Origin of the sequence: Pseudomonas sp. LAM2023 (assembly GCF_016620375.1) — a bacterium.
Taxonomy (GTDB): Bacteria; Pseudomonadota; Gammaproteobacteria; order Pseudomonadales; family Pseudomonadaceae; genus Aquipseudomonas; species Aquipseudomonas anuradhapurensis.
This window is the reverse complement of record NZ_JAENHV010000009.1, coordinates 639,488-662,067: the sequence shown is the minus strand read 5'-3', so window position 1 is coordinate 662,067 and position 22,580 is coordinate 639,488. Positions and strand designations below refer to the sequence as shown.

Annotated in this window: 19 protein-coding genes; 14 read left to right on the top strand and 5 right to left on the bottom strand. The window is 65.2% G+C overall.

Features of this window, described 5'->3' with window-relative positions; genetic code table 11:
• Positions 1-69: 69 nt before the first annotated feature.
• Both nhaA and JKP78_RS03040 read right to left on the bottom strand, forming a co-directional pair.
• The gene (nhaA, locus tag JKP78_RS03045) at positions 70-1,431 is read right to left on the bottom strand and encodes a Na+/H+ antiporter NhaA (protein ID WP_186685067.1); all 1,362 of its coding nucleotides are present in this window, start codon (positions 1,429-1,431) and stop codon (positions 70-72) included.
• Between the two features lie 228 nt (positions 1,432-1,659).
• A complete protein-coding gene (locus tag JKP78_RS03040; RefSeq protein WP_112249302.1) occupies positions 1,660-2,574 on the bottom strand; it encodes a LysR family transcriptional regulator in 915 nt (304 codons plus the stop codon).
• 206 nt (positions 2,575-2,780) lie between these two features.
• Here JKP78_RS03040 and JKP78_RS03035 point away from each other — a divergent pair, with 206 nt between their 5' ends.
• The 5 genes from JKP78_RS03035 to JKP78_RS03015 all read left to right on the top strand — a co-directional run bounded on the left by JKP78_RS03035 (position 2,781) and on the right by JKP78_RS03015 (position 11,057).
• Positions 2,781-3,803 (top strand): zinc-dependent alcohol dehydrogenase family protein, encoded by a 1,023-nt coding sequence (locus tag JKP78_RS03035; protein ID WP_186684869.1) that lies wholly within the window; start codon positions 2,781-2,783, stop codon positions 3,801-3,803.
• Between the two features lie 517 nt (positions 3,804-4,320).
• Positions 4,321-5,694, top strand: a complete 1,374-nt coding sequence (locus JKP78_RS03030; RefSeq protein ID WP_186684871.1) for a hypothetical protein — start codon at positions 4,321-4,323, stop codon at positions 5,692-5,694.
• On the top strand, positions 5,694-7,052 hold the full coding sequence (locus JKP78_RS03025; RefSeq protein ID WP_200626037.1) for a GntR family transcriptional regulator: 1,359 nt from the start codon (positions 5,694-5,696) through the stop codon (positions 7,050-7,052). The genes JKP78_RS03030 and JKP78_RS03025 overlap by 1 nt, the downstream gene beginning before the upstream one ends.
• Positions 7,053-7,137: 85 nt before the next feature.
• Positions 7,138-8,787: a VRR-NUC domain-containing protein gene (locus JKP78_RS03020; RefSeq protein ID WP_200626036.1), complete on the top strand. Its 1,650-nt coding sequence runs from the start codon at positions 7,138-7,140 to the stop codon at positions 8,785-8,787.
• Entirely contained in the window at positions 8,784-11,057 is a 2,274-nt protein-coding gene (locus JKP78_RS03015) for an ATP-dependent DNA helicase (RefSeq protein ID WP_200626035.1), read from the top strand. The genes JKP78_RS03020 and JKP78_RS03015 overlap by 4 nt, the downstream gene beginning before the upstream one ends.
• Here JKP78_RS03015 and JKP78_RS03010 read toward each other — a convergent pair.
• Positions 11,054-12,235, bottom strand: coding sequence for an NnrS family protein (locus JKP78_RS03010; RefSeq protein ID WP_186684879.1), 1,182 nt, complete (start codon positions 12,233-12,235; stop codon positions 11,054-11,056). The two genes, JKP78_RS03015 and JKP78_RS03010, sit on opposite strands and share 4 nt — an antisense overlap.
• 214 nt (positions 12,236-12,449) lie before the next feature.
• Here JKP78_RS03010 and JKP78_RS03005 point away from each other — a divergent pair, with 214 nt between their 5' ends.
• The 9 genes from JKP78_RS03005 (at position 12,450) to ureG (ending at position 19,309) form a co-directional block, all read left to right on the top strand.
• Complete coding sequence (locus JKP78_RS03005; protein ID WP_186684881.1) at positions 12,450-13,364, top strand: site-specific integrase; 915 nt, start codon at positions 12,450-12,452, stop codon at positions 13,362-13,364.
• A 382-nt stretch (positions 13,365-13,746) separates the two neighbouring features.
• Complete coding sequence (locus JKP78_RS03000; protein ID WP_200626034.1) at positions 13,747-14,580, top strand: urease accessory protein UreD; 834 nt, start codon at positions 13,747-13,749, stop codon at positions 14,578-14,580.
• Positions 14,581-14,589: 9 nt separating this feature from the next.
• Positions 14,590-14,892 carry an urease subunit gamma gene (locus JKP78_RS02995; protein ID WP_186684885.1) on the top strand — a complete coding sequence of 101 codons (303 nt, stop codon included), beginning with the start codon at positions 14,590-14,592 and terminating at the stop codon, positions 14,890-14,892.
• Between the two features lie 19 nt (positions 14,893-14,911).
• Entirely contained in the window at positions 14,912-15,229 is a 318-nt protein-coding gene (locus tag JKP78_RS02990; protein WP_200626033.1) for an urease subunit beta, read from the top strand.
• Positions 15,226-16,929, top strand: a complete 1,704-nt coding sequence (gene ureC, locus JKP78_RS02985; protein ID WP_186684886.1) for an urease subunit alpha — start codon at positions 15,226-15,228, stop codon at positions 16,927-16,929. The genes JKP78_RS02990 and ureC overlap by 4 nt, the downstream gene beginning before the upstream one ends.
• Positions 16,930-16,939: 10 nt before the next feature.
• Positions 16,940-17,437 carry an urease accessory protein UreE gene (gene ureE / locus JKP78_RS02980; RefSeq protein WP_170029654.1) on the top strand — a complete coding sequence of 166 codons (498 nt, stop codon included), beginning with the start codon at positions 16,940-16,942 and terminating at the stop codon, positions 17,435-17,437.
• A 17-nt stretch (positions 17,438-17,454) separates the two neighbouring features.
• A complete protein-coding gene (locus JKP78_RS02975; RefSeq protein WP_186684887.1) occupies positions 17,455-18,000 on the top strand; it encodes a HupE/UreJ family protein in 546 nt (181 codons plus the stop codon).
• Positions 18,000-18,674 carry an urease accessory protein UreF gene (locus JKP78_RS02970; protein ID WP_186684888.1) on the top strand — a complete coding sequence of 225 codons (675 nt, stop codon included), beginning with the start codon at positions 18,000-18,002 and terminating at the stop codon, positions 18,672-18,674. The genes JKP78_RS02975 and JKP78_RS02970 overlap by 1 nt, the downstream gene beginning before the upstream one ends.
• A gap of 11 nt (positions 18,675-18,685) precedes the next feature.
• Positions 18,686-19,309, top strand: coding sequence for an urease accessory protein UreG (gene ureG, locus JKP78_RS02965; RefSeq protein ID WP_010953755.1), 624 nt, complete (start codon positions 18,686-18,688; stop codon positions 19,307-19,309).
• Positions 19,310-19,454: 145 nt separating this feature from the next.
• Here ureG and JKP78_RS02960 read toward each other — a convergent pair whose 3' ends face one another.
• Positions 19,455-20,183, bottom strand: a complete 729-nt coding sequence (locus tag JKP78_RS02960; RefSeq protein WP_186684889.1) for a DUF899 domain-containing protein — start codon at positions 20,181-20,183, stop codon at positions 19,455-19,457.
• Positions 20,184-20,278: 95 nt separating this feature from the next.
• A complete protein-coding gene (locus JKP78_RS02955; protein WP_200626032.1) occupies positions 20,279-22,480 on the bottom strand; it encodes an LTA synthase family protein in 2,202 nt (733 codons plus the stop codon).
• Positions 22,481-22,580: the final 100 nt, after the last annotated feature.

The window sequence follows — 22,580 nt, the reverse complement described above, 5'->3', positions numbered from 1 at the left end:
CACAGTGGGTAGCTGTGTCAGGCGTGGCGATCCGCTTGCCCAATTGCAGTGGATCGCCAGTTGATACTGCTAGACGGTCGAACCGGCTTTGCTCACGGTAGGTGCCCTGCGCAGGTTATACGCCCCCCAGGCCAGGCCTAACAGTGCCGCCAGCACCGAGGCGGAAAGCACGCCAAGTTTGGCCGCCGCCAGCGCGCCTGGCTCGGCGAAGGCAAGATTGGCAATGAAGATCGACATGGTAAAACCGATGCCGGCCAGCAACCCGATCAAGAAAATGCTGCGCCAGCCTACCTCGGCGGGAAGCGCGCACCAGCCCAAGCGCACCATCAGCCAACTGACGCCGACGATGCCCAAGGGTTTGCCAGCTACCAGGGCGACAGTGACGGCGATCATTACCCATTGCGGGGCCTCGGCAGACAGATCGACACCTGATAGATTTACCCCGGCGTTGGCCAAGGCAAACACTGGCATGATGCCGAAAGCTACCCAGGGATGCAGGGTACCTTGCATGCGCACCACCGGCGGCACCAGTTCACGCTGGGCCAAGCGCAGCCGTTTCAACGGGTCCATGAGGTCGCTGGCATCCCGCTCTGGCGCCCTGGCGCGTCCCAGCAGTTCTCCGGTAAAGCGGGTAACTGCATCCAGCGGGCGCTCGCGCATCGGCATTGCGGCTACAGGCGTCATCAGGCCCAACACAACGCCGGCGAGGGTCGGGTGGGCTCCGGTCAACAAGACACCCAGCCAAGTGATTGCGCCAGGAATGATATAGGCGTAGGCGGCACCCACACCGATCTTCTGAAGCCCGATCACCATCAGCAGGCCGATCACTGCAACGCCGAAACCGCTGTAATCCAGGCCACCTGAATAGAAGAACGCGATGATCAGCACTGCGATGATGTCATCGATGATCGCCAGGGCCAGCAGGAACACGCGGACGTTGGACGGGATCGACTTGCCGAGCAGCGCCAGAACCCCTACCGCAAAGGCGATATCCGTAGCCGTCGGGACGGCCCAACCTTGTTGTTCTGCCGATGCGTGGCCAAAACCCAGATAGAGGAGGGCGGGCACGGCGACACCGCCGACGGCGGCTGCCATGGGTAGCGTGGCTTGACGCAGGCTGGACAGTGCGCCCTCGTGGATTTCGCGACGGATCTCCATGCCGACGACCAGGAAAAAGATGGTCATCAAGCCATCGTTGATCCAGAAATGCAGGGACTGTGAATAGACCAGCGAGCCAACACCGATCGTCAACGGCGTGTGCCAAAGGCTGTCGTAGCTGTCGGCAGCTGGAGAGTTCGCCCAGATCAGTGCCGCCACAGCGGCAAGCAGTAGGACAATGCCGCTGACTGCTTCAATGTGTACGAAGCGTTCAAGGTTGGCGAAGGCACGCTCGGCCAGTTGCTGGGCGCGAGGCAATTCCTTTTTTTGCATAGGCGCAAGTACTCCCGCATGGCGGCCCGACCTGCGCTGTTCTTTAACCTGCCTCTCTGCACCGTGCAGTTGGCACCCATCCGGTAGTCTACCGAACAAACACCGTCAGATGAACGAAAAGTGCCAAACCTGATGTTTCGCAGAGCAGCGTGAACACACGGTGGGCGTCGGCTTCGACGATGGCTGTGGCGCCGGGCATCGTGGTCAAGGTTCGTTTCCGGTGCGCGCTTAAAGACTGTCCGGATCGCCGAAGAACATCTGTATCCGCGAGCGCAACCAGCGCTCCGCCGGGTCGTTGTCCTGGGCCCCGCGCCAGGCCATGTGCAGTTCGAAACTGCGCACCTCAAGTGGCAAGTCCTCCGCCCGCAGCCCACCCGCTGCGGTCAGCGCATCAGCCGTGTAGTCCGGCACCGTGGCCACGATATCCGTGCCCGCCAGCAAACTCCCCAGGCCGTTGAATTGCGGCACCGCCAGCACCACATGGCGCTTGCGGCCAATTTCCTCCAGGGCTTCGTCGATGAACCCCGACAGGTCACCGGCGAACGACACCAGCGCGTGCGGCCGAGCACAGAAGTCGTCCAGGGTAATGGCGCCGGGGACGCTGTCGGCGCGCAACAGCTTGGGCATGCTGCGGCGCAGCACCTTGCGCTTGGCGTTGGCGGGCAGCTCGCTGGTGTAGCTGACCCCCACCGAGATCTCGCCCGAAGCCAGCAGCGTCGGCATCAGCAGGTAGTTGACCCGGCGCACCACCAGCACGATGCCCGGCGCTTCGGCACGGATACGCTTGAGCAACTGCGGCAGCAGGGCGAATTCGGCGTCGTCCGACAGGCCGATGCGGAACACCGCATTGCTGGTGGCCGGGTCGAATTCGGCTGCGCGGCTGACGGCGGTGGAAATCGAGTCCAGCGCGGGAGACAGCAGGGCGAAGATCTCGTGCGCCCGGGCCGAGGGCTCCATGCTACGGCCGGTACGCACGAACAGCGGGTCGTCGAACAGGTTGCGCAGGCGTGACAGGGCCGCGCTGATGGCGGGCTGGCCGAGGAACAGCTTTTCCGCGGCACGGGTCACGCTGCGCTCGTGCATCAGCGTTTCGAACACAATCAGCAGGTTGAGGTCTACGCGACGCAGGTCGTTTCGATTCATCGGGGCGCTTCGCCTGAAAGGGTGCAGGGGTGAATCTTAAGGCCAAAGGCTGGTACCCTGCACGGGTTTACGGGGGCCAATCGCAAGGAAAGTCAGGTGCCCAATCGATGACAAGCATGTCGACTATTAATGACCACTGATGGTCTAACCGGTAAAGCCCGGATAGAGTTCGTGGTAATTAGAGGTTCACAATGGCGAGGTATGCGATGTCCCGCATGATCCGTTTCCACAAGTTCGGCGCTGCCGATGTGCTCCGCTGCGAGGAGCAGGCCGAACCGTCACCCGCTGCCGACGAGGTGCAGATCCGCGTCGAAGCGATTGGCGTCAGTTGGTATGACGTGCTCTGGCGGCAGAACCTGGCACCGTCCCAGGCACGCCTGCCGGCGGGGATCGGCCATGAGATGGCCGGGGTGGTGACGGCGGTCGGCGAAGGCGTCGAAGACATCGCGGTAGGCGACCGGGTGGCCAGTTTCCCGGCGACCAGTGCCAACGACCACCCGGTGTATGGCGATGTCATCGTCCTGCCACGCACTGCCATTACCCGCTACCCGGATGTACTCACGCCGATCGAGGCCAGCGTGCACTACACGCCGCTGCTGATCGCCTATTTCGCCTACGTCGACCTGGCCCGGGCCAAAGCCGGGCAGACCGCGCTGGTCACCGATGCCAGCCATTGCGCGGGCCCGGCCTTCGTGCAACTGGGCAAGGCCCTGGGCTTGAAAGTGTTTGCCGCTACCAAGGAAGCGGAACAGCGTGAGTACCTGCTGGGTCTGGGCGCCGATAAGGTGATCGTCACCGAAGAACAGGATTTGCTGCTGCAGGTTGGCAAGTACACCGACGGCCGTGGCGTGGACATGGTCCTCGACGGCATGGGCGGGCCGCAGATGTCATTGCTGGGCGATGTTCTGGCTCCGCGTGGAAGCCTGGTGCTGTATGGCCTGCAAGGCGGCAACCAGACGCCGTTCCCGGCCTGTGCGGCGTTCCAGAAGAACATCCAGTTCTATGTGCATTGCATCGGTAACTTCACCGGCAAGCCGGAGCTGGGTATCAGCCAGGACCAGGTCGCGCTGCAGCGCGCCCTGCGCGATATCAACCAGTTCACTGCCGACCAGTTGCTGACACCGCAGATTATCAAGGTGTACCCCTTCGAGCAGGTGGTGGAGGCGCACCGCTACATGGACCAGTGCCCGTGCGGTGGGCGTGTGGTGTTGAATATGGGGCGCCACTGACACTGACGGTTGTTCGATGGTCGGAAAACCCGGGGCTGCCCCCGGGTTTTTTTGTGCCTCGAAAAATGCCTGATAGGTAAAAACCAGAAGTTACTTACAATACTGCGCGAATCGGACTACATGTCTGCGGCGGTTTTCCTGCTCTATCGAAATATTTCGGCATGTTTTTCGCCTTGTATTGTATTTACACCGCAGTCAATGTGATTTTTCATTTTTTCTGAATGGTTTTTATACGCTGATCTGTATCTTCCATTCGCTTTGCATCGCTCGATAATGGCCCAATGATAGTTTGCGCAAGGAATGTGGGATGAGCAGGGCTATGCACAAGCCAGGGCGGTGTTTGCCAGCGCCGCGCAGTCGCAGGGCTGCATTTTTCTCGATGGCCTGGCGACAGCGAATAGTTACGTCATTACTTCCTTTCGTTTGTAGGAAATATCTTCGGGAAAGGTCGAGACATGTGTTCGAGCAGGGTGTTGTTCGGCATGCATCGGCTGTTTGAAGTTGATGAGGTGACTCCGTGACGGCTATTCACGACCAGGCAATGCACTATATCTACCAGCAAGTGCTCGAGCGTTTGCTGAACCACATGTCCAAGGCCCAGCGTGCCTCTCTGCAGTTGCTGATACAGCGCTTGCTGGTCGCTGCAGGCGGGCCCGAATACATTGGCACTCTCCGCCTGCTGGTATTGCAGGGCAGCGACCGTCGCAGTGCCCGGCTGCTGGCCATGCTGCGTGCCGCGCAATTGAGCATTGCCTTGCGTGCACCAGTCACGTTCCAAATACGGGTGCTGGTGGTCAGCTTGCCTGCCGCCGACAGCGCTACGCTGGAAAACCATGAGCGCAGCTTCAGCGCGCTGTTCCTGCAGGACGACCCGCGGGTGCAGCTCCAGATGATCGAGGGGCGCGAAGTAGTGCCGTTCAGTCGCCAGCCCTCGGCAGCGTACGAACGACGGTTGCAAGCGCGAGATGCCCTGCTGATATTTGGCCACCTGGTCGATGCCAGGCCCGAAGCCCTGTTGGGTAGCCGCCTGCACCTGGAGCTGGCGGATGCCGTGGGCGCCGCGCTGCAGGCCCAGGCACCTGCCGACGTACTGGTTACTGCCGTCCCGGCGCACCTGCGCCGGCGCTACCTGGCCTGGGCCCGGCGCAGCCTGCGCCTGGCGGGGGCGCAGGGCTCGCACCGCGGCCATCAGTGCCTGGCGACGCTGAGCCAGGGGCTGGGCTGGCTGCACGGTAGCGTCGGCGGGGCACTCGAACCCCAGGGCGAGGCGACAGCGGGCGTGGCGGCCGAGGATGCGCCCGTGCGGATGTTTGTCATCGATGACTTGCTGCCGCATTTGCTCGAAGGGCAACAACTCGACCTCATGCTCGGCTGTGGCTTCGCCGCCGCTCAGGATACCTGGGCGCTGGCGGCGTTCATCGACCCATCGGCCTTGGCCCAATTGCACGAACTGCGCGCCCGCAGCCTGGAGCCCCAGGCCGGTCGGCCAGCGCTACGCCTGGCCGGCAGCCGGCCCGCCGATGCACAGCAGATGCAGTTTGGCAAAGCCTACGGTATCAACCAGACCCAACTGGTGTGCGTCCTGTTCAGCCCGTTTGCCAGGCAGGGGAAGAACCTCGAGCGGTTCCTGCAGTGCCGGCATCCCGACATGCTGGTGGCGTTGCCGTACCTGCACCGAGCCCTGCAGGGCAAAACCTGCCCAGAGGCGGTCAAGGACTGGCTGGTAACCACCAGTGGCCTGTCGCTGGCGCAATTGCGGGCGATCTATGACGGGCGCTTGCGCCTGGCGGCCTGGCGCCTGATGAGCAACCTGGCGCAACGCGATATCCATTTGCGCTGGTTGCCGCCCGGCGCGGCAGGGCGGCGGCGCGGTGCGGCAGGGCAGCCCTGATGAAAACGCGGGCCGTACGGAGCGAGTTTGCCTATCGCAAGGTGTACCGCTACCTGATAGCGCTGATCGACGAAGCACCTGGCGCAAGCCCATGCCGCTTGCCGTCGCTGCGAGCGCTGTCGCGCCGGCTGCGAGTATCGTTGGCCACCGTGCAGAGCGCCTACAACCTGCTGGAGGAGGAGGGCCGGGTTCGCTGCCTGCCAAGATCGGGATACTTCATCCACGAGGCTGCCAAGGGCGAGGCCGTGAGCATGCCCGCGCAGGCCCCCTTGCCTGCGCAGCCAAGCCTTGAGCGTGCCCTGTTCAACCACGAGCGGCGCCTGGCGCGCCAGCGCACGCACAGTGCCAGCGCCTGGGCGGAACTCGGCAGCGCCCGCCTGCGCCATGCGCTGGCACAGCGCTATACCCGCTCCTCCAGCCTGTACTGGCGTGCCGAGGATGTGCAACTGGCCCCGGATGTCCCGGCGCTATTGGAAACACTGCTGGCTGCGCTGGCCTTGCGAGGGGGAACCGTGCTGGTGCATGCGCCCTGTTGCCCACAAGTGCTGCGCGCCCTGGCGCGTGCCAGCATGCGCGTGCTGGACGTGCCGGCAGACCCGCATGGCAACCCCGACTTGCGCGCCGTGGCCCGGCTGCTGGGGAGCGAGCCGGTGTCCATGATGGTCATGCCGTCGTGCCTTGGCATGCCGCAAGGGCGCCTGGTGGCGCCGTACTACCAGCGCCAGCTTGGCCAGTTGTTGGCCCGCCACCCGGTATGGCTGCTGGAGAACGACCTGGACAGCGAGCATTGCTACAGCGGGCCGCCGACCCAGCGCCTGCGTGACTGGGTCGATCCACGCTGGCTGCTGGTGATGGGGGCGTTCGAAGCGTTAGTCGGGGCCGAGGCACCCTACGCCTATGTCCTGGCCCAGGATGCGGTATTGGCCGGTACGTTCGCCGAGCGTGCGTTTCGGCTTGCGCCACTGCGCCTGCAGGCGCTTGCGCAAATGCTCGGCAGACGGGAGATAGAAGCACAACTGGTACGCTTGCGCTCAGACCTGCAAAGGCGCGCACTATGCCTGGCACACGCGCTGGAGCTGCAGTTCGGCACGCGCGTGGTGCTGGAAATGCCTGAGGGGGGCCAGGCACTCTGGGTGCGTTTTCGCCAGCCGTTGGTGTGGGAGGGGATCGCCGCGGCCTTGGCGGGTTCGGCACTGCATGCGCTACCCGGCGGGCAGTTCAGCCAGCAGGGGCAGTATCAGCAGTATCTGGCGTTGGTGTGGGTGGGGGAGCAGACGGAGGCCTTGCACCAGGCTGTGGAGCGCCTGGCCCAGGCACTGGAGCTGCGTTGCGGGCGGCCCGCCAGCATTGTGGGTTGAACACGGCACGACCCACGGCACTTGCCAGGCGGGCTGATCTGTATGTATAACCAGTATCTACTCCAGCCGCCTGACCCCATTTCCAGTGATCGCCCATTCCGTCGATGACCCGTTCTACTACCTGCACAATTTCCGCCAGGTGCTGCTGTGGGTCGAACAACGCTACGCAGACCTGCTTGACGACCAGGAACTGGCTTTCATCCGCACCTTCAGCCAACTGGCCGCCCCGGCGCAGGCGCTGATGGTGCGCATGGTCATGCGCAAAGGCGAGCTGTTTCGCAGCGACCGCCTCGACTATGCCGAGATCGGCGACACCGGCCAGGCGCTGCAGCCGTTGCTGGCCCTCGGCTGGGTGCAGGAACCTGCACACCTGGCGCTGGAGCAGCTGTTCGCCTTGTTGCGCAAGGACGAGCTTGCCCGCTGTCTTGCCCGCTACCTGAGCCACCCGCGCGCTGCCAAGCAGCAGTTGCTGGCCCAACTGCAACCGCTGGGCCTGGAGCCCCGGCCATTGGCCGAGTGGTGCCCGGGCAGCGACCTGCGCATCTTGCAGTGGTGCCGGCAACCGCTGTGCGACCGCATGCGCCTGCTGTTTTTCGGCAACCTGTATCAGGACTGGTCGGACTTCGTCCTCGCCGATCTTGGCCTGTTGCGCTACGAACAGGTGCCGTTCAGCACCGATTCGCGTGCCTTGCAGCAGCGCGCCGAGGTCGACCTGGCCATGGCCCTGCATCATTGTGCCGAACGCCTGGACCAAGGCGACGACCCAAGCGCGATCCTCGCGACCCTGCACGGCCTGCACAGCGACAACCCATGGCTGGCCCGGCGTTATGCGCGCCTGCAATTTGCCCTGGGCCAGCAGTGCGAGCGCCAAGGCGACTGGGCGCAGGCCATGGCCGTCTACGCCCAGTGCAGCCATGCCCAGGCGCGCATCCGCCAGGTGCGGGTGCTCGAGCGCAGCGAGCAATGGCCCCAGGCGCATGCCCTGGCACTGCAACTGGCGGCGGCACCGGCCAACGCGCTGGAAGTGCAGGCGCTGGAGCGCATGCTGCCACGCCTGGCCCGCAAGCTCGGTGGCCCACCACAACCGCGCCAGCGTGCGGCCGCCCTGGAGCTGATCGAACTGGAACTGCCACGCGAACACGCCGCGCTGGGCGTGGAGGAGGCCGTGCGGCAACACCTGGCCGAAGCGGATGGGCCGGTGCATTACGTGGAGAACACGCTGTTCAACAGCCTGTTCGGCCTGCTGTGCTGGGAAGCGATCTTCGCCCCGGTGCCCGGCGCGTTCTTCAACCCGTTCCAGGCGGCGCCCCAGGACTTGCATGACAGCGACTTCCAGCACCGCCGCAGTGCACAGTTCGAGCGTTGTCTGGGGCGGCTCGACGACGGCAGCCATCACCAGGCCATTCTCGACTGCTACGCCACCAAGCAGGGCTTGCAGTCGCCGTTCGTGTTCTGGTCCATGCTCAGCGAGACGCTGCTACAACAGGCGCTGGCCTGCCTGCCCGCGGCGCACTTGAAGCAGTGTTTCCTGCGCCTGTTGCAGGACATCCGCAACAACCGCGCCGGCATGCCCGACCTGATCCAGTTCTGGCCTGGGCAGGGCCGCTACCGCATGGTCGAGGTCAAGGGGCCGGGCGACCGACTGCAGGATAACCAGCTACGCTGGCTGGAATTCTGCCGGGCCCATGGGCTGCCCGTCGCGGTGTGCCATGTGCGCTGGAGCGAAACACCGTGAGCTACAGCGTGGCGGTGCGTGCACTGTGCGAGTTCAGCGCCAAGGTCGGCGACCTGGACCTGCGTTTCACACCATCGCCTACCGCCCAGGAGGGGATCGAGGGGCATCGGCGGGTGGTGGCACGGCGCGCGGCGGGCTACGAGTCGGAAATCACCCTCGAAGGCCAGTTCGAAACCCTGAAGGTGCGTGGCCGTGCCGATGGCTATGACCCCGCCTGCAATCGCCTGGAAGAAATCAAGACCCACCGTGGCGACCTCGCGCGCCAGCCGGCCAACCATCGCCAGTTGCACTGGGCGCAGGCCAAGGTCTATGGCTGGTTGATGTGCCAGGCACGGCAACTGCCGGCCATCGAGGTGGCGCTGGTGTACCTGGACGTGGACAGCGACGGCCAGACGCTGCTCAGCGAGCACTGTACCGCCAGCGAACTGCAGGCTTTCTTCGAAACCCAGTGCCAGCGCTTCCTGGCCTGGGCACAACGGCAGGAGCAGCGCCTGGCCGAGCGTGACCGTGGCCTGCAGGCATTGGCCTTTCCGTATCCGGCGTTTCGCCAGGGTCAGCGGCAACTGGCGGAAACCCTGTACAAGGCGGTGAGCACCGGCCGTTGCCTGATGGCCCAGGCCAGCACTGGCATCGGCAAAACCCTCGGTACCTTGTTCCCGCTGCTCAAGGCCATGGCGCCGCAGCGCCTGGACAAGCTGTTCTTCCTGACTGCCAAGACGCCGGGGCGGGCCCTGGCCCTCGATGCCATGCGCCAGATCACCGACGCCACGCCGCAACCGGCCTTGCGCACCCTGGAACTGATTGCCCGTGACAAGGCCTGCGAATACCCCGACAAGGCCTGCCACGGCGAGTCCTGCCCATTAGCAGCGGGCTTCTACGACCGCCTGCCTGCCGCGCGCGAAGCGGCCGCCGCGCTGCCATTGCTGGACCGCGCGCAGCTGCGTGAGGTGGCCTTGGCGCACCAGGTGTGCCCGTATTACCTGGGCCAGGAAATGGCGCGCTGGGTAGACGTGCTGGTGGCGGACTACAACTACTACTTCGATGCCCACGCCCTGTTGTTCGGCCTCACTCTGGTCAACCAGTGGCAGGTCGCGGTGCTGGTGGATGAGGCGCACAACTTGGTCGAGCGCGGGCGTGGCATGTACAGCGCCAGCCTCGACCAGGGCCAGCTGCTGGCCCTGCGCCAAAGCAAGCCAGCCGGGCTGGTCGGTGCACTGGACCGCCTGAACCGGCAGTGGAACGCGCTCTACAAGGAACAGCGGGCGCCTTACCAGGCCAGCGAGTCGCTGCCGGAAGGCCTGCTGCGTGCCTTGCAGCAGTGCATCGGGCTGATCCAGGAACAGATGAACCAGGCGCCTGCGCAAATCGACCCGCAGGTCCTGCAGTTCTTCTACCAGGCCCTGCAGTTCAGCCGCGTCGCCGAGCTGTTCGACGAGCACTTCCTGTTCGACATCAGCCAGCGCCAGGGGCCACGCCAGCGGCGGCTGGCCACCCTGAGCCTGCGTAACGTCACTCCGGCGCGGCTGTTGGCCCCGCGCATGCAGGCGGCGCGAAGCGTGACGCTGTTTTCGGCGACGCTGAGCCCACGGCATTTCTACAGCGACCTGCTGGGCATGCCGGCGGATACCGCCTGGCTGGAAGTGGCGGCGCCGTTTCGCGCCGAACAGCTGCAAGTGCGCATCGCCAGCCAGGTGTCCACCCGCTACCAGCAACGCCAGGCCTCGCTGGCGCCGATCGTCCAGCTGATTGCCGAGCAGTATGCGCGAATGCCCGGTAACTACCTGGCTTTCTTCAGCAGTTTCGAGTACCTGCAGCAGGTGGCCGGGCTGTTGGCCGAGCAGCATGCACAGATTCCCTTGTGGTGCCAGGAGCCCGGCATGGACGAAGCCGCCCGCCAAGGCTTCCTCGACCGCTTTGTGGCGGATGGCCGTGGCGTCGGTTTTGCAGTCCTGGGCGGCGCTTTTGGCGAGGGCGTGGATTTGCCGGGCACGCGGTTGATCGGTGCGTTCGTCGCCACGCTCGGGCTGCCCCAGGTGAACCCGGTCAACGAGCAGTTCAAGCAGCGCCTGGGGCGGCAGTTTGGTGCGGGGTTCGATTACGCCTATCTCTACCCGGGCGTGCGCAAGGTCATCCAGGCGGCGGGCCGGGTTATCCGCGGTGATCAGGACCGTGGCGTACTGGTGCTGATCGACGAACGCTTCGCCGAACCCCGGGTGCAGCAGATGTTCCCGGGGTGGTGGCCAGTGGCCGAACAGCTGGGCGCAGGTTAACCCGGCATGCCATCGGCACGTGGCCGCAGCAGGATAGGCAGGTAGTGTTGCAGGAACAACAACAAGGCCAGGCTCCAGCACAGCGCCGCAAGGCTCACCCCCAACGGCGTGAACACTGCCAGCAGCACCCGCGCCAGCGTCGCCAGCTGCATCAGGGCAAACGCCCAGGCAACGCGTTTCGGTACCTGCAGCGGCCTGCCGGTATGGCCCAGGCTGACCCGTGCCATCATTGCCAGGATCAGCCCGCTCATGGCCCCGACAGTCAAGGCATGGGTGACCAGGCTGGGGTTCAGCGCTACCCCTGCATGCCATAGCGCCATGCCCAGGCAGGCAATGGCCAGCCAGGCATAGGCCAGGTGCAGCGACCACAGCAGAGGTACCCGCCACAGGCCGCGATCATGCCATTGCACCAGGCGGGTGGCCTGCAGCGCGAACAAGGCGCCGAACAGCAGTGCCAGGCCGATATTCGGCGTGTCGGCCAGGCCCGCGACGAAGGCCAGCGGTACCGCCACGCTCAGCAGCAGGCAGGCCCGATCCTGCCAGGGGCGGGCAGGAGCCGGGGTCATGTTGCCCAACCCACGCAGGGTGAAGAACGGGATGACTCGCCCGCCCAGCATGGTCATCATCGCGGCCACCAGCCACAAGCCGGCGAACACTCCCCGCCGTTGCCACAGCTCGTCCTGGCGCAGCCAGCCGGCCAGGGTCAGCCACTGGCAAGCGGCAATCAGCAGCACCAGGCCGACAATGGGATAGTTGTTGCGCAAGCGCCGTTGCACGATTGGCCGTGCCAGGGCCAACGCCACCAGGGGCAGAAAGCTCCCTTCGATCAGCACCAGCAAGCTGCCCGGCAGCGCTACAAACCAACTCGCCCGGCCCAGCAGCCACAGCAGGAACAGGCCTTGTAACGCACGCCCATGCAGGCCCGGGATGCCGCTCCAGTTCTGCACCGCAGTCAGCAGGAAGCCGGCGACGATGGCTGCGGCGAAGCCGTAGAGCATCTCGTGGCGATGCCAGGCCAGCATGCCGCCGGCGGGTGTTGGGGCAATGACGCCGGCAAGTACCCCGGCCCACAGCAGCACGGCGAGCAGGGCAAACAGGCTGCCGCCGAGAAACAATGGGCGAAAACCCAGGCCCCAGACGGCCTGGCGTGGGCGTGAATCGATCGGTTGCACGAGCATGGGCGGACCTGGATTCGTGAGTGGGCTTCAATTGCGGTAAGATCACGAACCGTGCCAGCTGTAAAGCCCTTGTATATCAAGGTGATGGCACCTCTCTGGGTCCAAATGACTTGCGTACAGCGCAGTCATACCGACTCGCTGGTATGTCGTTTTGACTTGCTTCAGGGGCCGGCCGGTTCGCCGCTGGCCAACGCTTCGCTACAGGATTCACGTTGTGTCCGATCTCTCCAAAAACCCGCTGCTGCAGTACATGGCCCGCCTGGCCCCATCCAGCCAGCAAACCATGCGCTACATTCTCCAGGACGCTGCCGACCGGCTGGGTTTTGTCGACTGCAATATCGTCGATGTGCCCTGGCACCGGCTTGAACCCGGTCATGTGATCGCTCTGGTCGCGGCCCTGCGCACCGACGGCTATGCGCCCAACAGTTCGTCGCTGTACGTCAATGCCATCCGCGGGGTGATGAACGAAGCCTGGCGCCAGGGGCTGATCGAACATGAACAGTTGCTGCGCATCCGCGAAGTCAAGCCGGACAGCGGCAGCCGCCTGCCGCCGGGGCGTAACCTGCGGCGGAGCCTGATTCGCGAACTGATGGATGTGTGTGCAGCCGACCCCCGGCCACAGGGTGTCCGTGATGCGGCGATCATCGCCTTGCTGTATGGCACCGGCATGCGCAAGTCCGAATCGGTGGACATCGACCTCGACCAGGTCGACTTCGAGGCGCGCAGCCTGCAGGTAGTGGGCAAGGGCAACCGCCAGCTGATCAAGTACGCGCCACCGTGGGCGTTCGAGAAGTTGCAGGCGTGGCTCGACCTGCGCCGCCAGGACCTGCCGGCAGGCACCGAGGACGACCCGTTCCTGTTCAACCGCATCCGCCGGGGCAGCCACATCACCCGGGCGCGTATCACCAAGCATGCCATCTACTACATCGCTCGCCAGCGCGGTGCCCAGGTGGGCGTGAAGATCATGCCGCACGACTTCCGCCGGGCCTTCATTACCCGGGTGATCGAAGAGCACGACCTGTCGATTGCGCAGAAGCTGGCGCACCACGCCAATATCCAGACCACGGCCATCTATGACCGGCGCGATGACAACGAGCGTCGGCGCGCGGTGGACCGCTTCGACTACTGATTACCTTACCGGTTGACGCGACCCGCGTAGGAGCGGCCTTGTGTCGCGATGGGCTGCAGAGCAGCCCCAGTCTATCTGTGCTTACCACTGAATCACCGGGGCCGCTCTGCGGCCCATCGCGACACAAGGCCGCTCCTACAGGGCGCCGCCCGAGCACCTGAACAGGGCCCGAGTACGCCCCCGCTTTGTGCGCCAGCCGCTCGTATGCCCGATACCAGAGCGGCGCGCGCAGATGTTTCATCTTCGTTCACCTGCGGAGTTGGCCCGCAACCTGCTATATCCAGCCTGAGAATTTGATCGAGTGGTCAGGCCGCGCGCGCTGTCGCCGTGCATGCCTTGCCCTCTAAACGGCCAGCAGGCCACGGATTTCAGGGGCCGCAGGATGTCGCTCGCGGAGCAGATCGAACAACCACAAGACGACGCAGGCTGGAGCGCCTACCTGCAGTTGCGCTTCGTCAGGCGCGATGCACTGACCCGCCTTGGTGCGCGGCGGCATTTCGGACCTCTTTTGGTGCAGCGGCCGTTCTACCCCGAGGGGGCCCCGTGCCATGTCTACGTGCTGCATCCCCCGGGCGGGATTGTCGCCGGCGACCGCCTGGAGCTGGATATCCAGCTGGAGCCGGGCAGCCATGCCTTGCTGACCATGCCCGGGGCCAGCAAGTTCTACCGCAGCATCGGCCCGACTGCACGGCTGACCCAGCGTTTTCACCTGGCGGCCGACAGCACCCTGGAATGGCTGCCCCAGGACAGCATTTTGTTCTCCGGCGCCCGCGCCAGCCTCGACAGCCGTTTCACCCTTGACCCCGGGGCGCGCCTGCTGGCGTGGGAAACCTTGTGCCTGGGGCGGCCGGTGATGAACGAGCGTTTCGAGCATGGCGCCCTGGACAGCCGCTTGCGCATCGAACTGCCTGGCGAGGTCGGCCTGCATGAGCGCCTGCGCCTGGAAGGCGGGCACCTGGCCAAGCTTGGCGGGCATCCGCTGGTGGCCACGTTCTGCGCCGCACCTGCCGACCAGGGCGTGCTGGAGCAGGTTCGCCTGCTGCTTGAACAACTGGGCAATCCGGCCGGCGCGACCCTGCTCGGGTCGTTGCTGGTGATCCGCCTGCTCGACCATGACAACCAACACCTGCAACGCACCCTGCAACGCCTGTGGCATGTGCTGCGCCCGGCCGTCCTTGGCTTGCCAGCCTGTCCCCCGCGTATCTGGGCCACCTGAGAGAGCGCCATGGAGCTGACCCCGAGAGAGAAAGACAAACTGCTGCTGTTCACCGCCGCCTTGCTGGCGGAGCGGCGCCTGGCCCGTGGCTTGAAACTCAACTACCCGGAAGCGGTCGCGCTGATCAGTGCCGCCGTACTCGAAGGCGCTCGCGATGGCCGCAGCGTCGCCGACCTGATGAGCCTGGGCCGTGAAGTGCTGAGCCGCGAGCAGGTAATGCCCGGCATTGCCGAAATGCTCCACGACGTGCAGGTCGAAGCGACCTTCCCGGATGGCACCAAGCTGGTGACCGTGCATGACCCCATCGTCTGAAATTGCCCAGGAGCCCCGCATGATCCCAGGTGAAATCCAGGTCGCCGACGGCGACATCGAAATGAACAGCGGCCGCGCGACGGTCAGCGTCAGCGTGGCCAACCATGGCGACCGGCCGGTGCAGGTCGGTTCGCACTATCATTTTTATGAAGTCAACCAGGCGCTGGTGTTCGATCGTGCGCCGACCCTGGGCTTTCGCCTGGACATCCCCGCCGGCACCGCGGTGCGTTTCGAGCCCGGCCAGGCGCGCACCGTGCAACTGGTGGCCTACGCCGGCAAGCGCGAAGTGTACGGCTTTCAGGGCAAGGTGATGGGCGCGCTGGAGGGCCGGGCATGAGCCGTATTTCCCGCCGGGCCTATGCCGACATGTTCGGCCCTACCGTAGGCGACCGCGTGCGCCTGGCCGATACCGCCCTATGGGTCGAGGTGGAGCAGGACTTCACGGTCTATGGCGAAGAGGTCAAGTTCGGTGGCGGCAAGGTCATCCGCGATGGCATGGGGCAGGGCCAGATGCTGGCCGCCGAGGCCATGGACCTGGTCCTGACCAATGCCCTGATCATTGACCACTGGGGCATCGTCAAGGCCGATATCGGCATCAAGCACGGGCGCATCGCGGTAATCGGCAAGGCCGGCAACCCCGATGTGCAGCCGGGGGTCACTGTGCCGGTGGGGCCCGGTACCGAGGTGATCGCGGCCGAGGGCAAGATCGTCACCGCAGGCGGCGTCGATTCGCATATCCATTTCATCTGCCCGCAGCAAGTGGACGAGGCGCTCAACAGCGGTGTCACCACCTTCATCGGCGGCGGCACCGGGCCGGCCACCGGCACCAACGCCACCACCTGTACGCCCGGCCCCTGGTACCTGGCACGCATGCTCCAGGCCGCCGACAGCCTGCCGATCAATATCGGCTTGCTGGGCAAGGGCAACGCCTCGCGGCCCGAGGCGCTGCGCGAGCAGATCGCCGCCGGCGCCGTGGGCCTCAAGCTGCACGAGGACTGGGGCTCGACACCGGCGGCCATCGACTGCTGCCTGGGGGTTGCCGAGGAAATGGACATCCAGGTGGCGATCCACACCGACACCCTGAATGAATCCGGCTGCATCGAAGACACCCTGGCGGCCATTGGCGAACGCACCATCCACACCTTCCACACCGAAGGGGCCGGCGGTGGGCATGCGCCAGACATCATCCGCGCGGCGGGCCAGGCCAACGTGTTGCCGTCCTCGACCAACCCGACCCTGCCGTACACGGTCAACACCGTGGACGAGCACCTGGACATGCTCATGGTCTGCCACCACCTGGACCCGAGCATCGCCGAGGATGTGGCCTTCGCCGAGTCGCGCATCCGCCGCGAGACCATTGCCGCAGAAGACATCCTCCACGACATGGGCGCCTTCGCCATGACTTCGTCCGACTCGCAGGCCATGGGTCGGGTCGGCGAGGTGGTGCTGCGCACCTGGCAGGTCGCCCACCAGATGAAGCTGCGCCGTGGGCCACTGGCGCCGGATACCCCCTACAGCGACAACTTCCGGGTCAAGCGCTACATCGCCAAGTACACCATCAACCCGGCGCTGACCCATGGCATCGGCCACGAAGTGGGCTCGGTGGAAGCGGGCAAGCTGGCCGACCTGGTGCTGTGGGCACCGGCGTTCTTTGCGGTCAAGCCGGCGCTGGTGATCAAGGGCGGAATGATCGTCACCGCCCCCATGGGCGACGTCAACGGTTCCATTCCTACGCCGCAGCCGGTGCACTACCGGCCCATGTTCGGCGCCCTCGGCGCGGCGCGACATGCCACTCGCATGACCTTCCTGCCGCAGGCGGCGATCGACCGCGGCCTGGCCGAACAACTCAACCTGCGCAGCCTGATCGGCGTGGCCCATGGCTGCCGCCGGGTACGCAAGCCCGACATGCTCCACAACACCCTGCAACCGCTGATCGAAGTCGACGCGCAGACCTACCAGGTGCGTGCCGATGGCGAACTGCTGGTGTGCGAGCCGGCCAGCGAACTGCCGCTGGCCCAGCGCTATTTCCTGTTCTGAAGGAGGACCGATGATTGTCTTGACCCGCCGAATCACCGAACCCGGCCCGCTGGGCGAAACCGGCAGCGTCACCCTTGATGTCGACAGCCGGATCAAAAGCCGCCTGCGGGTAACCCTGGACGATGGCCGCGAAGCCGGGCTGATGCTTGAGCGCGGCCACCTGCTGCGCGGCGGCGAACTGCTGGCCGATGCCGAGGGCACCCAGTTGATCCGCGTGCTGGCGGCGCCCGAGGCGGTATCGACGGTGCGTTGTGCCGACCCGCACCTGCTGGCCCGTGCGGCCTACCACCTGGGCAACCGCCATGTGCCGCTGCAGATCGAGCCCGGCCTGTTGCGCTTCCAGCATGACCATGTGCTGGACGACATGCTGCGTGGCCTGGGCCTGACGGTGGAGGCCGAGCAGGCTCCGTTCGAGCCGGAGGCGGGCGCCTATCAGAGCGCAGCGCACAGCCACAGCCATGCTCATGCGCACGACCACCCGTTCGTGCGCCTGCCCGCCCATTCCTGACCGACCTGGAGCCACTGATGAAAAACACTTTCGCCCTGTTCCTGCTGATGCTGGCGCTGCCAGCCTTCGCCCACCCGGGCCACGACAGCCAGCCGCTGCAGGATGGCTTGCTGCACCCGCTGACCGGCCTTGACCACCTGCTGATGTTGCTCGGTACCGGCGTGCTTGCCGCGTTGACCCGGCGCAGCCTGGCATTGCCGGCGGCTACCCTGGCAGCCATGTTCGGCGGTGCCGTGTGTGGCCATCTGTTCGGCGATGTGCTGGGCATGGAAACCCTGATCGCCGTATCGCTGCTGGTGGCGGCCGCCGCCGTGTTGCTGCCCGCTCGGCAGCTGCTGTTGGCCATGGCCATGCCGGTGTTCGCCCTGTTCCATGGCTGGGCCCATGGTGTGGAAGCGACGCCAAGCGCGTTCTGGCAGTTCAGCGCAGGTTTTGTTGCGGTCAGCGGGCTGTTGCTGGCGGCAGGCTTTGCCATCGGTTGCCTGTTGCGCCGGCACAGCGGCCTGCAGAAAGCCTTTGGCGGCGGCCTGCTGGCCGGCGCCGCGCTGGTGCTGGCCGGTTGATGGACAGCGACCTGGCGTTACTGCGCCTGCTGCAGTTGGCCAGCCCCGGCTTGCCGGTGGGCGGCTTCACCTATTCGCAGGGCCTGGAATGGGCGGTCGAGGCGGGTTGGGTACGGGGTGTGGACGGCTTCACTGCCTGGCAGCGTGAACAGATCGACGACACTCTGGCCGGCCTCGACTGGCCGGTACTGGCCCGCCTGTATCGCGCCTGCCAGGCCGAGGATGCCGAGGCGTTCGGCCACTGGAGCCGGTTCCTGCTGGCCAACCGCGAAACCGCCGAGTTGCGCCTGGAAGAACAGCAGCGCGGTGCGGCGTTGGCACGTCTGCTCGACGGCTGGCAACTGGGCCAGGATCCAGCCTGGCGTACCAGCCTTGAACTTACCCAGCTGGGCGGCATGGCCTGGCTGGCCGCGCACTGGGCAATCCCGCTGCGCCAGTTGGCTTTGGGCCATGGCTTTGCCTGGCTGGAGGGCGCGGTAATGGCCGGGGTCAAGCTGGTGCCGTTCGGCCAGCAGGCTGCCCAGACCTTGCTGCGCGATCTGGGCGCAGGTTTGCCGGCCGCACTCGACCAGGCCTTGGCCCTGGGCGATGACCAGCTCGGCAGCGGCCTGCCGTTGTTGGCCATCGCCTCATCGCGTCACGAAACCCAATACACCCGTTTGTTCCGTTCTTGAGGACTGCCTGCATGCAAAGCTATCAACAACCCCTGCGCGTCGGTGTCGGCGGCCCGGTCGGCTCCGGCAAGACCGCATTGCTCGAGGCCTTGTGCAAGGCCATGCGTGACCACTACCAGATCGCGGTGGTGACCAACGACATCTACACCAAGGAAGACCAGCGCATCCTTACCGAAGCCGGTGCCCTTGAGCCGGAGCGCATTGTTGGCGTGGAGACCGGCGGCTGCCCGCACACGGCGATACGCGAGGACGCCTCGATGAACCTGGCGGCGGTCGAAGCGTTGGCGCGCAAGTTTGGCAACCTTGAGGTGATTTTCGTCGAAAGTGGCGGTGACAACCTCAGCGCTACCTTCAGCCCGGAGCTGGCTGACCTGACCATCTACGTGATCGACGTGGCCGAAGGCGAAAAGATACCGCGCAAGGGCGGCCCGGGGATCACCAAGTCGGACTTCCTGGTCATCAACAAGACCGACCTGGCGCCTTATGTGGGGGCTTCGCTGGAGGTGATGGAACGCGATACCCAACGCATGCGCCCGCAGCGCCCGTGGACCTTCAGCAACCTGAAGAAGGGCGAAGGGTTGCAGGCGGTGATCGACTTCATCGTCGAGCGCGGCATGCTGGGAGTGCGCGGCTGATGTGGACTGCTTGTAGGAGCGGCCTTGCGTCGCGATGGGCTGCGCAGCGGCCCCGGAATTTCAGCCCGCAGCACAGATTGCCGGGGCTGCTGCGCAGCCCATCGCGACGCAAGGCCGCTCCTACAAGGCCTGTGCTCGGCTTGGGTCATTTATGGCAGCAATGGCCTGTGTCTGCTTGCCCTTCATAGCGGTCATGGTGTCGCACCCAGTCCATGGTCCCCGCTTCGTTGCGCCCCAATGGCGCGATGTCGAGGAAATTGTAGGTATTGACCAGGATATCCAGCCCGCGGGCATAGGTGGAATAGGTGTGGTAAAGGCTGCCATCGGGCTCGCGGTAGAACGCGCTGAGCCCGGGCAACTCGCTTTCATCACCGGCATACGGCTCGTAGTTGTACTGGCGCTGGCCTTGGTCGCCAACACTCACGCCGAAGTCCTCGTTGAAGCTGCTGCCGTGCGATGAATACCAGGGGAAGCGCCAGCCCATGCGCTGGCGAAATGCCTGGAATTGCGCGTAGGGCGCTCGCGACACCGCCACCAGCGACACGTCGTGGTGCGCCAGGTGCAGGTTGGCGCCGTCAAAGTGGTCGGCCAGGAATGAACAGCCGTGGCAGCCTTCGGCCCAGCCCTCGGCGAACATGAAGTGGTAAACCAGCAGTTGGCTGCGACCGGCGAACAGTTCCGCCAGGCTCAGTTCGCCATCGGCGCCGTGAAAGCGATAGTTCTGCTCGACCTTGACCCAGGGTAAGGCGCGACGGGCCGCCGCCAGCGCGTCGCGGTGGTGGGTAACGGCCTTCTCGTGCAGCCATAGTTGCCGGCGTGCCGCCAGCCACTGGCTGCGGGAAACCACGGGATGCCTGTTTTCGTGGGTGCTCATGGTGATGTCTCCATGCTTGGGGTTCACACACTGGTCGAGCACCGGCGGGGCGAATCGACAGGCAGCGCTGGCCGGGCGATGAGCGGTAGCGGATTTCAGCCCGAATGGGCGATAGGCCCATCGGCCATTTCATCCAGTGCGTCGTCGTCGCCGGGCAGCGCGGTGATCACGCTGAAGTCGCTCACTTCCACCTGGCCACCGCCATAGCCCAGCAGATGGAAGGAAAACGCCTTGCGTGCGGTCGGGTTGTCAAAGCTGAACTCGATCTCCAGGGGTTGGTCTGCCGTGACTTTTATCTCATCAGGCAAGCCCAAAGGTACGTCCTGTTCCAACTGCTTGGCCTTGAGCTGGATATAGGCTGCACGTTTCGGGTCGAGCGAGCGTACCTTGACCCGCACGCGGGTGTGCGAGCCCTCGGGCATTTCCAGGTATTGCGCACCAATCAGGTTGTCCGCCCAGTCGTCGTGAATGCGCTTGTGCAGGCGGATCGGCGCAGGGCCACCGAACTGGTAGCGCAAGTTCAGCGGGGTGTGCTGCAGGGACTGGTCGAGCACTGTGGCGAGTGCGCCGATCTGTTCCCCGAGCAGGTTGTCGCCCGGGCCCAGGTAACGTGCCTGGTCGGCGATGAAACCTTCGCTGGCATAACGTCGGCAACGCTGCTGGAAGTCGCACTCGGTGAACACGCCATGGCCGTCGTGATAGCGCAGCATGCCGTTGGTATAGGAAATCATTTCGCGGCCGGTGTCGTAGTCGCGGTACAGCGAGCGGCCGCCGAGCGCCATGGGAATGGGCAGGGCAAAGTAGTCGAGCAGCGAGGTGGCCAGGTCGACATGGCCGTAGGTGCCGTGCTTGATGCGTGGCAGTTGCGCCTGCTCCGGCGCCAGGGTGAGGTTGAAGCCCCACGATGAGGCCAGGCGCACGCCATCGATGCCGTGGGACTCGTCGGAGGTGACCACCACCAGGGTGTCCTTGAGTACGCCCTGACGCTCAAGGTTGTCGAGGAAGGCGCCGAGCGCGTCGTCGAGGTAGGCGACTGCTGCCTGTTTCGGCGTGTCGTAGCGCTCGAGGTATTCGGCGGGGGCCGAGTACGGCTGGTGGGTGCCGACGGTGAGCAGGGTGAGCATCCACGGCTTGTCCTGCTTCTGCAACTGGCCGACATAGCCCAGGGCACCTTCGAAGAAGGCCCGGTCGTCCTTGCCCCAGGGGAAGTCCAGGTAGTTCTTGTTGCGGAACCACTCCTGGCCATGCACGGCATCAAAGCCGATGTGCGGCATGATGCGGTCCTTGGCCATGAAGCGCAGGCCGGCCCCCTGCAGGTAGTGAGTGGTGAAACCGGCCTGGCGCAGCTGCGCCGGCAGGCAGGCCTGGTTGCGTTCGTTCTGGGTCAGCAGCTCGACCCCCTTGGGCGTGCCGTTGGCCAGCTTGTCGTAGTCACCGCAGAGCATGGAATAAAGGCCACGGATGGTCTGGTGGGTGTGCAGCACGTAGTCCGGGGTGTTCATGCCGCGTTCGGCCCATTGGCTGAGCCTGGGCATCAGGTCTTCGTCGAAGCGGCTGTGCAGCGCCTGGCGGTTGGGCCGCAGGTAGGCACCGGGGATACCTTCCAGGGTAATGACCAGCAGGTTGCGGGCGTTGCCGGGCCCGGCCAGCAGGCGCTGACCATGCAGGTCGGATTGGGTCAGGCCACTGCTGGCCAGCGGCGTGAAGGTTTGCGTCTGCCCCGTCCAGCCTTCGACGTGGCGCCCGAGGTCGCCGGCGGCGGCCGACATCAGCTGGTGGGGGAGGTTGTAGAGCCGCCATTGCTCGGCATCGGCAGGTGCCAGTTGCTGGCTACCCCAATGGCCAGCGAACAGCAACAGCGGGATGGCCCAGGCCTTGCGGGGCAGCGGCTGGCTGCGTTGGCTGCGCTGGCGCCAGGCGCTGGCCAGCCAGACCAGCAGGCCGGCACCCAGCGCCCAGGGCAGCCAGGCATGGGCGAGACCGCCGCCAGTTGAATTCTCGATGAATTGCGGGTCGGCCAGGTAGGCCAGGTCGGCTGTGGTGGGCAACCTGCCCACCGCACTCACCAGTTCGGCCGAGGCCAGCCACAGCGCAGCCCATGCCAGTAGCACGGGCAAGGCCAGCCACCAGGGCCGGCGGTGCAGCAGCAGGACCAGCAGGCTGCCGAGGGCCATGTCGGACAGGTAACCGAGCGGGTTGGACCAACCCAGCATGGCGCGCGTACCCAGTGGGATCACCAGCACCAGGCTTGCCAAGGCGGCAAACCGGGTAGGTAGGTGGTCTGACAGGTTGTTCACAAAAAATTCCCTTTTGCCATCAAATCGTCATGCATCTGTGCTGGATGATAACAGCCTGCGGCGGGGAACACGGTTCGCTACAAGGTTGGTAACCAAAATC

Bases quoted from the DNA above. Each gene is read 5' to 3' on its own strand.
- nhaA (WP_186685067.1), bottom strand. From the start codon at position 1,431: ATGCAAAAAAAGGAATTGCCTCGCGCCCAGCAACTGGCCGAGCGTGCC.
- JKP78_RS03040 (WP_112249302.1), bottom strand. From the start codon at position 2,574: ATGAATCGAAACGACCTGCGTCGCGTAGACCTCAACCTGCTGATTGTG.
- JKP78_RS03035 (WP_186684869.1), top strand. From the start codon at position 2,781: ATGTCCCGCATGATCCGTTTCCACAAGTTCGGCGCTGCCGATGTGCTC.
- JKP78_RS03025 (WP_200626037.1), top strand. From the start codon at position 5,694: ATGAAAACGCGGGCCGTACGGAGCGAGTTTGCCTATCGCAAGGTGTAC.
- JKP78_RS03010 (WP_186684879.1), bottom strand. From the start codon at position 12,235: ATGCTCGTGCAACCGATCGATTCACGCCCACGCCAGGCCGTCTGGGGC.
- JKP78_RS03000 (WP_200626034.1), top strand. From the start codon at position 13,747: ATGTCGCTCGCGGAGCAGATCGAACAACCACAAGACGACGCAGGCTGG.
- JKP78_RS02995 (WP_186684885.1), top strand. From the start codon at position 14,590: ATGGAGCTGACCCCGAGAGAGAAAGACAAACTGCTGCTGTTCACCGCC.
- JKP78_RS02990 (WP_200626033.1), top strand. From the start codon at position 14,912: ATGATCCCAGGTGAAATCCAGGTCGCCGACGGCGACATCGAAATGAAC.
- ureC (WP_186684886.1), top strand. From the start codon at position 15,226: ATGAGCCGTATTTCCCGCCGGGCCTATGCCGACATGTTCGGCCCTACC.
- ureE (WP_170029654.1), top strand. From the start codon at position 16,940: ATGATTGTCTTGACCCGCCGAATCACCGAACCCGGCCCGCTGGGCGAA.
- JKP78_RS02975 (WP_186684887.1), top strand. From the start codon at position 17,455: ATGAAAAACACTTTCGCCCTGTTCCTGCTGATGCTGGCGCTGCCAGCC.
- JKP78_RS02970 (WP_186684888.1), top strand. From the start codon at position 18,000: ATGGACAGCGACCTGGCGTTACTGCGCCTGCTGCAGTTGGCCAGCCCC.
- ureG (WP_010953755.1), top strand. From the start codon at position 18,686: ATGCAAAGCTATCAACAACCCCTGCGCGTCGGTGTCGGCGGCCCGGTC.
- JKP78_RS02960 (WP_186684889.1), bottom strand. From the start codon at position 20,183: ATGAGCACCCACGAAAACAGGCATCCCGTGGTTTCCCGCAGCCAGTGG.